Below are 12,283 nucleotides of genomic sequence, written 5' to 3'. Positions count from 1 at the left end.
CAAAACTTAGATACACCCCTTGGACATATTTTCCAGTTCAGAATAGCAGACCTTACGATACATGGATAAAGTACTTTAGGAGTTTTTCAGAATGAAATTCAGAATTATTCTAATGGCATTTATGATTTTCAACATCCAAAATGCTATTTCCGCGTGCAGTCCATCCGAATGGAAAACGTTACTAAAAAATGGGACAGCACAATCTGTAGCAAATTACATAAAAAACGAAAAGTGCGACATTAATCAAGAGTTAGACAATCTATCTAAAACTCCACTAGTATATGCCATAGAGGCAAGAAACAAAGATGCCAGTTCTGCCATAATTAATGCTGGAGGCGACGTAAATTATGATGGTTACGATGGGAAAACTCCCCTTTACTACGCGATAAACATTAAAGACATCGACATAGCAAAGCTCTTAATTGCACATGGCGCGAACACAAACGCATACACACGCACCTCTGAAATAACAATGCTCATGTTTTCCATTTTAAAATCAACACCTACCATAACATCTTTCTTAGTTAATCATGGAGCATCTCTAGACGAGCAAGACAAATATGGTCAAAAGCCTGTAGATTATGTAAAAAAACTGCCACTAGCTCAACAGCAGCGCATGTATAATGCTTTGCAAATAAATAAACATAATTAAAAATAAATACCCATGAAAGACTAGCAGGCCGTTGAAAAACCAACAGCCATTCATTTGGTATAATTATCAACATCCAACGAGCCGCGAAAGCACCCGATGAGAGGCGTCCGCAACGACAGTCAGACGAACCTGTTCAGCTATGTGCAGCTGGAAGATCGCATCCCGGCCAATCACCCGCTGCGCAAGATCCGCCAGATGGTCGACCTGGTGCTCGGCTCGATGAATGACATCTTCGATAGCTTGTATTCCCGAGTCGGGCGGCCTTCGACTCCGCCCGAACATCTGCTGCGCGCCTCCCTGCTGCAAGTGCTCTACACCATCCGCTCCGAGCGGCTGCTGGTCGAGCAACTGGACTACAACCTGCTGTTTCGCTGGTTCGTCGGCCTTTCCGCCGATCCCCGCGTATGGGATCACTCGACCTTCTCGCAAAATCGCGACCGCTTGTTTACCGAAGACGTCGCCCGCGCCTTCTTCATTCGCGTACGCAGCCTGGCCGAGTGGGGCAAGCTCACCAGCGACGAACATTTCAGCGTCGACGGCACGCTGATCGATGCCTGGGCTTCGCACAAAAGCTTTGTTCACAAGGATGACGACACGTCCCCACCCGCAGGGCGCAACCCGGACGTCGATTTCCGGGGCGAGAAGCGAAGCAACCAGACGCATCAATCGCGAACCGATCCGGAAGCGCGACTGGCCCGCAAGAGCGCCGGCGACGCCAGCCGCTTGTGCCATATGGCCCATATCCTGACCGAGAACCGCAACGGTCTGGTGGTGGACGTCTCGGTGTCCGAGGTCAATGGCCACGCCGAAAACATCGAAGCGCTGAACCTGTTGCTGCGCAATGCCAAGAAAGGCAGCACCGTCGGCGCGGACAAGGGCTATGACACGCCGGCTTTCGTGAACGGCAGCACCGCGTACCCAGGGCAATCGCACCTTATTGTCATAAGCAAACAGACTTGCCAACCCACCCAGACTTGAGGTGAACTCCCAGGTTTTACCGGTGCGGGATGGGAACGTTGATGGAACATTTGGCCGAGGTGCCCGAGCCGAGGACCGGGCGCTACATCGCCCATCCGCTGGACGAAATTCTGGTGATTGCCGTGTGCGCCATCTTCGCGGGGGCGGAGAGCTTTGTGGAGGCGGTCGAGTGGGCTGAGGTTAAGGAAGCTTGGCTGCGGCGCTTCCTGCCGTTGAAGAATGGCATTCCTTCTCACGATACCGTCAACCGCGTGTTCCGACTGCTGGATCCCAAGCAGTTCGAGAACGCCTTCCGCAGCTGGACGCAAGGACTGCTGGGCTCGTTCCAGCAGATCGCCATCGATGGCAAATGCCTGCGCGGCACCGCTCGCGGCGCGCACAGCCCGGTGCACATGGTCAGCGCCTTCGCCACCGAACTGGGCTTGGCGCTGGGGCAGGAGAAAGTCGCCGACAAAAGCAATGAAATCACTGCGATTCCGGCGTTGCTGGCCGCACTGGATGTGGAGGGCTGTCTGGTCAGCCTGGATGCGATGGGCTGCCAGAAAGAGGTTGCCAAGACCATCGTGGCGCGTAAAGCGGACTATTTGCTGGCGGTGAAGGAGAACCAGCCCAAGCTACGTCAGGCCGTAGCGTGCGCGCTGCATGACCATCCCACCGAGCGAGTGGCCAGCGCGCAAAAAGGGCATGGCCGCACGGTGTTGCAACATGTGGTGACAGCCCGGGCGGACGGCATTGTCGACGCTCAGGCCTGGCCCGGCTGCCAAACAGTGGGTCGCGTGGATTCGGTGCGGCTGGATGGTCGCGGACAATCGGCGCTGGAGCAGCGCTATTATTTGTCGTCGCGCGCGTTGAGCGCGGAAGAGCTGGCGCAGGCGGTGCGCCGTCATTGGGCGATCGAAAACGGCCTGCATTGGTGTCTGGATGTGATTTTTCGGGAAGATAACTGCCCATTGCGCGAAGATCATGGACCGCAGAATTTTGCGCTGCTGCTGAAATTCGCGCTCAACCTGCTGCGTAGTTCGCCGTATCAGGCCAAGAAAAGCATGCGGGTGCGACGCAAGCGTGCCGGCTGGGATGATGAGGCCTTGGCTGAGTTGCTGGGCATGTCGCCTTTATGACGTGAAGGTGCGATTGCCCTGCCGCGTACCCCGGATATCGCGAAGCTCGTAGGGTGGATGCCCCACAGGGGTGATCCACCGCTTGTTGACTGAAAGACAGGTAAGGCTATAGATTGGAACTCGATATCCGAGTGATTAATTACTAGATTAGGTATAGATTCATGTTCGCAGAACGACTTGAAACGATTCCTGTTTTGCCACATGACATAGAGGTTCTTTCCACCACTTTTACCTGTAGCGGCGTGGATGTTGTCGTTCAGTCGGGTTCATCTAGAAATCGCTGGCGCATTCATTTTGATGGTGCGATTGGGCTAAGGGTTCTTGATGAGGGTGACTTACTTGAGTTCTGGCCGGTTTGCTCTAGCCAAAATGGCCGAATCTTCAGGATCCTGTCGGGTGGATGGAAAGATCAGGAGTTCCAACGAGAAGGATTTCTTTGCCGCGAAACAAATCCGAATTTGCCAGAGTATTTTGTGGCCGGGCAAAATCACTGTGTCAGTGTCCTATCAGATTCGCCCCCAGATATACTCGAGATCGACCACGTACCCCTGGTGTCACAAAGCTCGTAGGGTGGATACCCCGAAGGGGCGATCCACCAGCTTTGCAGGATGAAAGCGCAATGACAGCCGCCCATATCATCGCAGAACCAAACAAGCGCCTCCAGCAAGAGGCGCTTTGTCATTGCCCTGCGGCGGTTGCGCACAGGGTCACCCACAGGCAAAGGTGATAGTGTATAATTGTTTGTCATTTCAAGAGGTTTGGTTTAGCTGAATCTACCTGCCGGCTTCGCAAGGATTATTGCTCATGGTTTATGCTAAAGGTGTAAATATAAAGGTTGTTTTATATATTTTGAGTTGTGTGTTTTTATTTTCAGCTTCATTTCTTTTGGGGATTATTTGTTGCGCTGTGACACGCCCTCATTTCAAAGGATTCGACTATCTAGTATTTCAGGGTTATTTGTTATTGTTTTTCCTTATTTCTTCAGTTTTCCTTGGTATATTTTTTACTAATTTTATAGAAGATTTTGCCAGGCAGCATTTTTGGTGGTTGAGGTGTTTTTGGTATTTCTATACGTTAAAATTAATTTTTATAATCAGCATGGGGTTATTTGCGAATGATGGCTATATGCTGATGAGGGTCTTGGGTGTTGGAGTAAGTATTTGGTTTTATTTTCCTGCGTGGATGTTGGAAAGAAAAACTAGTCAGTGGCGGCTTGGCTTTCCTGCTTACGTGCTAATTCCAGATATAATTCTTGTGGATTACCTTCATATATTAAAGGGTTTTGAATGGCAGCCTGTGGTTTCATTTCTTTCATTTGTGATTGTCTATGCTTTGTTTTTTAAATATGGGTTTGATTTCGTTGTTAGGGGCGCTTTTAAGTTAAAATTGCCACGTCTCGGTGTGCTTGGATTGTATTTTCATAAAATTGTGTTGTATGTTTTTTCTATTTTAGGATTGGGTGGTCTTTTCCTATTTTGTATTTTTATTTAGAAAGGCCCGTACCGCGTTCCCCGGATATCGCGAAGCTCGTAGAGTGGATGCCCCGAAGGGGCGATCCACCAGCTTTGCAGGAAGAAAGGCGCTGTTGCACAAATCCGCCTGTCCTGCGGCTTGGTAAGATAGTGGCATGACCAAGCCCGCACCAAAACGCTACCGAACCACCAACAGGAAAGCCTACAACCAAGCCCTGATCCAACGCGGCTCGCTGTCCGTCCGGCTGGACACGAGCATGTCATGGCAGGCGGCTCCTCAAGGCAAACGCGGACGGACGTAGACCTATAGCGATGCCGCCATTCCATTCTACCTGACCATCAAAAACCTGTTTGGACTGGAGTTGCGGCAAACCATCGGTTTCATGCAAAGCCTGATCAAGTTGGCGGGTCTGGACTGGGGCGTCCCCGACTACAGCACGCTATCCAGGCGGCAGCAGACGCTGCAGGTCAAGATTCCCTACCAGAAAAGCTCAGGCGCGCTGCACCTGCTGGTGGATAGCACAGGCATCAAGACGCTGGGCGAAGGCGAGTGGGCTGCGTGCGAATCTTTAGATTCGTTCAGCGATAACCAAGAAGCACGGCGCGGAATATCGTCGGCAATGGCGCAAAGTGCATCTGGGCATCGATGCGGAAACCCTACAAATCCGCGCCATCGAGGTGACAGATAACCGCCAGGGCGATGCGCAAATGTTGCCTTCGTTATTAACGCAAATTCCGGCCGATGAGCCGATAGCCTCCGTGAGCGGCGAAGGGGCTTTCGATACCAAGGCATGTCACGAGGTGATTGCCGCACGGGGCGCGATCGGGTGCATCCCAACCCGCAAGAATGCGAGGCCGTGGAAAGGAAATTCTCTGGGTGTGCTGGCTCGGAATGAGACTCTGCGGGCGACCAAGCGACTCGGCCGGGCGATCTGGAAACGCTGGAGCAGCTACCATCGCCGCAGCTTGGTGGAAACCAAAATGTATTGCTTTAAACGGCTGGGAGAGAGGGTGACAGCCCGGTGTTTCGATGGCCAAGTGGCAGAGCTGCAGGTACGTGCTGCCATCTTGAACCGCTTCAGCATGCTGGGCCGTCCATGCACGGTGGCGGTGGCCTAAATCCATTTTGGGAAGGGGGCCATGTTCAAGATTTATGCAATGGCGCCCAGTGTGGCCAACTCCGCCTTTCGCCACGCCTCAATAGACGTCCACAGCTTCTGCTGGCTCTGCGTAGCCTGCTTGCGCGATGCATCTCACGCGCGATGGCATGCTCATGTCGCGCAACCGCTGGCGGGGCAATAAAAAAAGCCGCCAGGGGCGGCCGCAAAGGGGTAGATGAATCCTCGCCATCAGGCAGACAATTCATTCAATCGACATTTTACAGATAAATATATAAAAATCAAATTTAACGTGTTTAATTTTGTGAAATGTCAAAATTTACATGATTAATGAAGAAAGCACATCTTCGGCTGCACGTTGAGTCATATGTTATTTCCTCATTGAGATGCATGGCCTTGAGCATCCTGCAAGATTTCGCGCCATGCCCGGCTCCCCTCGACGCTAAGCAGGCTCCAAACTTTATCAATAAAAACAAAGAGTAAATCCTGACCCATACCACGAGAAAAACTAGAGTCTGACTTAGCGGCTTGGCTACACCAGTCAACAGCCTCTGCAGGAGCAACGCTTCATGCATGGAGTTTGCCGCGCTGAACACGCAAAAAACTCATATCAATAGTGCAATAAACCGATATCAGCCGGCGTTGCTGGCATCCAGGCCTGCGCCCCACTCCTGGGATGCATCGGTTTTGCGCCATGGATGGCCGCCATTTTGGTGCGGCTGTTTTGCCATCTGGCACACACCATGCATGCCAGGCACCAGGCACAGCGGGGTGCCTGGCGGCAATCCGACATCAGGCATGCCTTCGGCCGCGGCGTCCGCGCCACGGCTGGTTTCGCGCGGAGACAGGTCCAGCCTTGGCAGCAGCGTGGGCGCCAGCACTTTCAGCACCTGCACCGGCAAGGCACTGGTGAACTTGTAATCCGCGGCCTTGGGACCCGCCACATAAGCCACGATGGTGCCGAAGTAATGATCTCCCAGATAAAACACAAATGCCCCGGAACGGCTGACCACACGGGCAGAGGTCAAGCCGCCGCCTCTCGAGAAAGTCTTGAAGCGATTGTCGCCGGTACCGGTTTTACCGCCTATCAGGATATGCTGTCCCTTGCGATCAAAGGCGCCGGACACGCGATGCGCCGTTCCCCTGTCCACCACCTCGGACAGCACTTGCCTCACCAGTTGCGGGATTTCCGGCGGCAATACGCGCACGCCCTTGGCCTGTGGCCGCTCCAGCGAGGTGTCGTAAGGCGTGCCGCTGGCGAAGTGCATCTTGTCGACGTAGACGGTGGGCAGGCGCACCCCGTCATTGGAAATGATGCCCATCAGCTCCGCCAATGCGGCCGGCCGGTCGGCCGATGCGCCCAGCGCCGTCGCATAGGACGGCACCAGCGAGTCAAAGGGATAACCCATTCGCTTCCATTCAGCATGAATTTTCTTGAAGGCATCAATTTCCTGTATTTCCTTGATGCGTGTATCCTGCCCGCCCTTGTGCTTGCTATTGAATAGCCATTGATAGACTTCTTGCCGCTGCGCGGCGCTGGCTTTCACCATCTCGCTCCAGCCCGCGGCGGGATGCGCATGCAGATAGGCCGCCATCCACAGCTCCAGTGGGTGGATGCCCGCCAAATAGCCCCGATCGGCCAGATTGAATCGGTCCGGCCCCATCTCGTCGTATAGCTTGCTTAAGGTTTTGGCCTCTACCTTGGCCGGCGGTTCCTGATGCTTGGCGATGAAGGCCTCCATGGCGGCCTGGTCAGCCTGGGGATAGACACTGCGGAAAATCACAGCCAGCCTCTTGGTGCTGCGGCGGGCCTTTTCCACCAGCAAGTCATCGATTTGCGTTGGCGTTTTGCCGTGGTATTTGTGATAAAACCCCGCCATGAAGGTTCTACCTTCCCGATCCGCGAAGCGCTGCAGATATTCGAGCCGGCGCGGGTCTTCCTTGTCGTTCATCACGACGCGGTCGTAGCCCGGCGGATACATGTAGTAATGCACGATGTCGCGCATCAGGCGGATATAAACCAGGTTGACCGAACGCTGCGTCGCCTCCCGCAGCGTCAGGATGCGGTTATTGTCGCTCTTCTCGAAATTCTCGAAGGTATGCCGACCGCCTCCGGTGAAGAAACTCTCCCCAGGATTGGCGCTATAGGTGCGTTCCATTGACGCAGAAAGCATGGCCGGCAGGGTGCGATCATCGGCCTGCTTCAGATAGTCTATGGCCCAGCGCCGCAACACCGGCTCGTGCTCGGTAGGCTTGATCGCAAGCAGTTCCTCGCGGCTCAAGCCGGCGTACTGGCGATGCAGGTCGGCAATGACCTCCAGATAGCAGACGAGCGTGCGCAACTTGGCGGTAGACCCCAGGTCCAGCTTGGTGCCTTCGTTGATGTCGAAAGGCTGATCGAAGTTGTCGGCCTGCACTCGCACCTGATTGCCGGTGGGGGTGCGCTCGATCAGCGTGAAACTATAGGTGACGCCGCCTGGCTCGCCCTGTTGCAGCAGGAATTTGTCGCCCAGCCCCACTGACTTGGCATATTCCGGATCCCGCAGTTTCAGCAGCAGGTCCGTCACTTCCTGTTGCAGCTTGGAGTCCAGCGTGCTGCGTACGGTCAGGTCCAGATGATCCAGGTCATACATGCGCGGCATGCCCAGCATGGTGGAAAGCTTGACGCGCACCGCGTTGGCGCCTTTGCGTTCGACCAGCGACACAGCCGCGGGCTTGGCCCTCTCCCTTTGCTGACGCAGCGACACGCGCAGCGCCGCATCGCGCAGCTCCGGCGTGATGACTTTGTCGCGCGCCATCAGCCGCAGATAGGAATCGGTCAGGTCTTCCAGCAGCTTCATATCGCCGTTCAGATAAAACGACGGGCTGCGCTGGGAGATCATCAAGCTCAAGGCCTCCTTGAACACCGTTGCCTGCTCCGCGACCGAGTGCGGCGCGCTATCGGACAGTATCCCGTTCACTTCGTCGAATGAGCGGCCATACCATGCCCACATGCCGTCGCCCATGCCGGATATCTCGCCAAATCCGGCCCGCGCGGCCAAGGGCACCGTATTCAGGTAGGCCAGCACCAGTTGGCGCCGCGCCATGCTGGTATCCGGCCCTTGCGCATACGCCCTGGCCGACGCCGACAGCATCTGGCGCAGCTTCTCCTTGGGCGTGCCGGTGCGGCCGTTGGGAGAGTGGCGGAATTTCTCTATCTGGGTGGCCAGGGTGCTGGCGCCGGCGGAATGGTAGCCGGGTCGGAACAGATGCAGCGACTCGTCCGCCAGTGCCTTGCCGAAGCGAGACCACTCGACTGCCGGATTCTGCTGAGGATTCTCCTCATCCAGCAGCGTGTGGTTCTCGATGTAAAGCAGGCCGCTCACCAGCAGCCTGGGCAACGACTCGAAATTGGGATACACCCGCTGCGGATACTGCGCATGGTAAATGGGCCGCCCGTAGCCGTCATACAGCAGCAGCCCGCTCTGGTCTTTTTCGCGGTAGGGCGGAAAAACGCCCAGCTTGAACCAAGGCGCAGCCACGCCATCGTCCATCAGCCGGATCAGCTTGGGCGATTGCCTGGCTTGGGACGTGATCTCGAAGCCGCGGCGCTGGAGACGGTCAAGAAACGAAGGCAGGCCCGCGTAGCCCAGGCGCACATCGTAGGGTCCGCCATTGATCGGGTAACGCATGTCCCGGCTTCGTCCTGGCTCCACTTTGTAGGTGGCGCCGCTGACGGCATGGCTGAAAAACCATGCCTGAAAGCGCGAGGTATGCACCTCGTTCAGAAACAAGGACACGGCCAGCCCCAGCAGGGCCAGGAATAGGCCCGCCAACACCCAGCGCGTTGTCGTGAAAAAAGACCTGCTTTTGCCCAATCCGAGTTTGGCTTCCGGAGTGTCTATCATGTCCCGCCGGCCTCAAGGGCCGCCCCCTCGCATGAACTGGAGATAACTGCTGGCCTGACCGAACCTCACTGTCTCGCCCCGTGTCAGAGGCTTTATTTCAATATCGGATAGGGGATGCGATTTAGTAAAGGCGGGAAAAGCTTGTTAAGGAAACTTCCGCTCACGGCGAGCGCGGCCCACGGCAAAACAGGCCGCCCCGCTCAGCCCCCACCGCGCCAGCGCTGGTGGCGGCGCGCCAGCAGGCGCTCCAGCCACTGCAGCAACACGGAAGCGACTATCGAGCTCAGCACGATCAACGTGGACATCGCCGCCGACGCCGCGGTGTCGCCGGCATCGTCCATGGTGACAATGGCCACCGCCGCCAGCCCCTTGCCCGGGCTGATGATGAAAATCAGCGCCGACAGCGTGGTCATGGCCGAGACAAACAGGAAGCGCGCCACCTCCAGCAGCGCCGGCAGGCTGACCGGCAGCGTCACCCGGCGCAGCGTGGTCCAGAACGGCACCTTCAGCGAGGCGGCCACTGCCTCGAATTCCCGATCCAGCTGATTCAGCGCCGCCGCCACGGTCAGGTGGGCCGTGGTGTAGAAGTGCGCCACGGTGCAGACCACCATCAGGGCCATGCTACCGTACAGGACATTCAGGGGATTGGCCGGATGGTTGAAGAAAAACACATAGCCCAAACCCAGCACCAGCCCCGGCACCGCCATCGGCAACATGGCGAGCAAACGCAGCAGGCTGCGGCCCAGCGCCGCCGCCGGCAGTTTCTCGCAAGCGTAAGCGCCCAGGAAAACCAGCGCGCTGCCGATCAGGGCCGTCGCCCCGGCCAGCTGCAGGCTGTTGAAATACGAAGCCCAGCCGCCGCCGTCCACGTCATCAAAACGATAATGCGCCAGCGTGAACGACATATCATACGGCCAATAGCGAATGAAGGATGCCGCCACGCCCATGCCCAGCATGGCGAGCAAGGGCAAGGCGAGCAAGGCCAGCAGCGCGGTGGCCGCCGCGTCGCGCTGCCAGTCCGGCGCCGGCGCATACAATATGGCGCGCGCGGTCAGGGCGGCCTGTTGGCGCTTGGCGATGGCGCGCTCGACAAAGAAGGACAGCACGGCGGGCAGGAGCAACATCAGCCCCACCACGGCCCCGCGCGAAAAATTCTGCTGGCCCACCACCTGCTTGTAGGCCTCCACCGCCAGCACATTGCAGTCGCCGCCCACCACCTTGGGCACCCCAAAATCAGTGATCACCAGCGTGAAGACCACCAGGGCCGACGACACCAGGCCGTAGCGCGCGCCGGGCAAGGTGATGGTGAAGAACTGGCGCCAGGCGCCGGCGCCCAGCGTTCGAGCGGCTTCGAACAGACGCGCGTCGGCGGCCGCCAGCGCCGTGCACAGAATCATCACGGCATAGGGGAAGGTGTAGAACGCCTCGCCCAGCACGATGCCCCAGAAGCCGTAGACGCTGCCTCCCTGCAGCCAGCCCTTCAGCACGCCTTGATGACCAAACAGGTAGACCAGGGAGATCGCAGGCATCAAGGAAGGCGCCAGCAGCGGCGACAGCGCGATCTGGCGGAACAAGCCGCGTCCCCAGGCCCGGCTGCGGCAGCAGGCCCAAGCAAAGGCAAAGGCCAGCGGCAGGACCAGCGCCGATACGGTCAGCGCCAGCCGCAGACTATTGCCGGTGGCGCGCATCAAGCCGGGTGAATGCCATACCTCGGCAAAATTGGCCAGCCCGGCGAAATCGCCTTCCATGGTCAGCGCGGATTTGCCCAGAATGAACAGCAAGGGCAAGCCCAATGCCAGCGCCAGCAAGCCAACCAGCGCCCACACCAAGCCGATGGCGACCCATTTTTCGCCATCCAGCCGCAAGCCGACGCCGGAACGGGCTATTTTCCGCGCCACGCTCAGCACGCTGCCTCCCGCGGATACGCGCGCAGCAAAGCGGCCGGCAGCTCAATCGGCACCACCTCGCCCGGCAGCAAGGGCTGCCGGTTCAGCATGGATGGACAGACCTGGGCGCGTAGCGTGACGCCCGGCATGCCTTCCGGCAACAGCCTCAGATGGGTCATCGCGCCGCCGAAACTGGCTTCCTGCACGTGCGCCAGCACGGTATTCGGCCCCGGCTCCCAGCGCGGCTTGACGATGATGTCCTCCGGCCGCAGGAACAGCATCAGCGCCTCGCCCTCCGGCAAGTCTTGCGCCAAGCTCAGCCGGCGGCCGCCGACCAGCACTTCGCGCTCGCCGCGGCGCGTCGCCGGCAGCCAGTTGGCCTCGCCGACGAAATCCGCCACGAAACGGCTGGCCGGCTGGCGGTAGATTTCGGCTGGGGTGCCAACCTGCTCGATGCGGCCGGCATGCATCACCACCACGCGGTCGGCGATGGCCAGCGCTTCCTCCTGGTCATGCGTCACCATCAAGGTCGTGACGCCCAGACGCTTCTGCAGGCCCTTCAGCTCCTCGCGCAGCTTGTCGCGCACCTTGGCGTCCAGCGCCGACAGCGGCTCGTCCAGCAGCAGCAGGCCAGGCGAAGTGGCCAGCGCGCGCGCCAGCGCCACCCGCTGCTGCTGCCCGCCGGACAACTGGGACGGATACTTGGCCTCGGCGCCGGGCAAGCCGACGATGTCCAGCAGCTCGCGCACGCGGCGGGCATGGCCCGCCTGGTCGCGGCGCGGCTTCAGGCCGTAGGCGATATTGTCGGCCACGCTGAGATTGGGAAACAGCGCGTAGCTCTGGAACACAATGCCGTAGTCGCGCTTGGCCGGCGCCTCGCGCGTGATGTCGCGCCCGGACAGGTGGATGGCGCCGGCGTCCGGCATGTCCAGACCGGCGATCAGCCGCAGCAAGGTGGTCTTGCCGCAACCGGAAGGGCCCAGCAGGCAGACGAACTCGCCTTTGCGGATGGACAGGGAAACCGCGTCCAGCGCGGTGAAGGCGCCAAACCGGCGGGTCAGCCCCTGGGCGGACAAGTGCTCGGCAAAACCGCATAGGCTGTCGACGGGTTTCATCGGATGCTCCAATGGCCAGATAAAAAAGCATGAAACGAAGCCGCCCCCGCAAGGCGG

At 58.0% G+C, this 12,283-nt stretch carries 7 protein-coding genes and 2 pseudogenes; 6 read left to right on the top strand and 3 right to left on the bottom strand.

Features of this window, described 5'->3' with window-relative positions:
• The first annotated feature begins 91 nt into the window (after positions 1 to 91).
• The 6 genes and pseudogenes from FYK34_RS04425 (at position 92) to FYK34_RS04400 (ending at position 5,339) form a co-directional block, all read left to right on the top strand.
• Positions 92 to 652: an ankyrin repeat domain-containing protein gene (locus FYK34_RS04425; protein ID WP_149295241.1), complete on the top strand. Its 561-nt coding sequence runs from the start codon at positions 92 to 94 to the stop codon at positions 650 to 652.
• Between the two features lie 96 nt (positions 653 to 748).
• Positions 749 to 1,609: pseudogene (locus tag FYK34_RS04420) on the top strand (IS5 family transposase); the annotation flags it as partial.
• Between the two features lie 62 nt (positions 1,610 to 1,671).
• Positions 1,672 to 2,748, top strand: a complete 1,077-nt coding sequence (locus FYK34_RS04415; protein ID WP_149294873.1) for an ISAs1 family transposase — start codon at positions 1,672 to 1,674, stop codon at positions 2,746 to 2,748.
• A 161-nt stretch (positions 2,749 to 2,909) separates the two neighbouring features.
• Positions 2,910 to 3,317 (top strand): hypothetical protein, encoded by a 408-nt coding sequence (locus tag FYK34_RS04410; protein ID WP_149295239.1) that lies wholly within the window; start codon positions 2,910 to 2,912, stop codon positions 3,315 to 3,317.
• A gap of 235 nt (positions 3,318 to 3,552) precedes the next feature.
• Positions 3,553 to 4,239 (top strand): hypothetical protein, encoded by a 687-nt coding sequence (locus FYK34_RS04405; RefSeq protein ID WP_149295238.1) that lies wholly within the window; start codon positions 3,553 to 3,555, stop codon positions 4,237 to 4,239.
• Between the two features lie 136 nt (positions 4,240 to 4,375).
• Positions 4,376 to 5,339: pseudogene (locus tag FYK34_RS04400) on the top strand (IS5 family transposase).
• 631 nt (positions 5,340 to 5,970) lie between these two features.
• Here the strand turns inward: FYK34_RS04400 and FYK34_RS04395 are convergent.
• From FYK34_RS04395 to FYK34_RS04385, 3 genes are all read right to left on the bottom strand, one after another.
• On the bottom strand, positions 5,971 to 9,156 hold the full coding sequence (locus FYK34_RS04395) for a transglycosylase domain-containing protein (RefSeq protein WP_231137367.1): 3,186 nt from the start codon (positions 9,154 to 9,156) through the stop codon (positions 5,971 to 5,973).
• A gap of 269 nt (positions 9,157 to 9,425) precedes the next feature.
• The gene (locus FYK34_RS04390; RefSeq protein ID WP_149295236.1) at positions 9,426 to 11,132 is read right to left on the bottom strand and encodes a putative 2-aminoethylphosphonate ABC transporter permease subunit; all 1,707 of its coding nucleotides are present in this window, start codon (positions 11,130 to 11,132) and stop codon (positions 9,426 to 9,428) included.
• The gene (locus tag FYK34_RS04385) at positions 11,126 to 12,226 is read right to left on the bottom strand and encodes a putative 2-aminoethylphosphonate ABC transporter ATP-binding protein (protein ID WP_149295235.1); all 1,101 of its coding nucleotides are present in this window, start codon (positions 12,224 to 12,226) and stop codon (positions 11,126 to 11,128) included. Before FYK34_RS04385 ends, FYK34_RS04390 begins: the two co-directional genes overlap by 7 nt.
• Between the last annotated feature and the right edge of the window lie 57 nt (positions 12,227 to 12,283).

The sequence above is a fragment of the Chromobacterium paludis genome, from assembly GCF_008275125.1.
Taxonomy (GTDB): domain Bacteria; phylum Pseudomonadota; class Gammaproteobacteria; order Burkholderiales; family Chromobacteriaceae; genus Chromobacterium; species Chromobacterium paludis.
The sequence above is the reverse complement of the archived record's forward strand: the minus strand, read 5'-3'. Positions and strand labels throughout refer to the sequence as shown.

What these genes read in the sequence shown, in the direction of transcription:
- FYK34_RS04385 (WP_149295235.1), bottom strand. Translation starts at nt 12,226, where the DNA reads ATGAAACCCGTCGACAGCCTATGCGGTTTTGCCGAGCACTTGTCCGCC.
- FYK34_RS04425 (WP_149295241.1), top strand. Translation starts at nt 92, where the DNA reads ATGAAATTCAGAATTATTCTAATGGCATTTATGATTTTCAACATCCAA.
- FYK34_RS04405 (WP_149295238.1), top strand. Translation starts at nt 3,553, where the DNA reads ATGGTTTATGCTAAAGGTGTAAATATAAAGGTTGTTTTATATATTTTG.
- FYK34_RS04410 (WP_149295239.1), top strand. Translation starts at nt 2,910, where the DNA reads ATGTTCGCAGAACGACTTGAAACGATTCCTGTTTTGCCACATGACATA.
- FYK34_RS04415 (WP_149294873.1), top strand. Translation starts at nt 1,672, where the DNA reads ATGGAACATTTGGCCGAGGTGCCCGAGCCGAGGACCGGGCGCTACATC.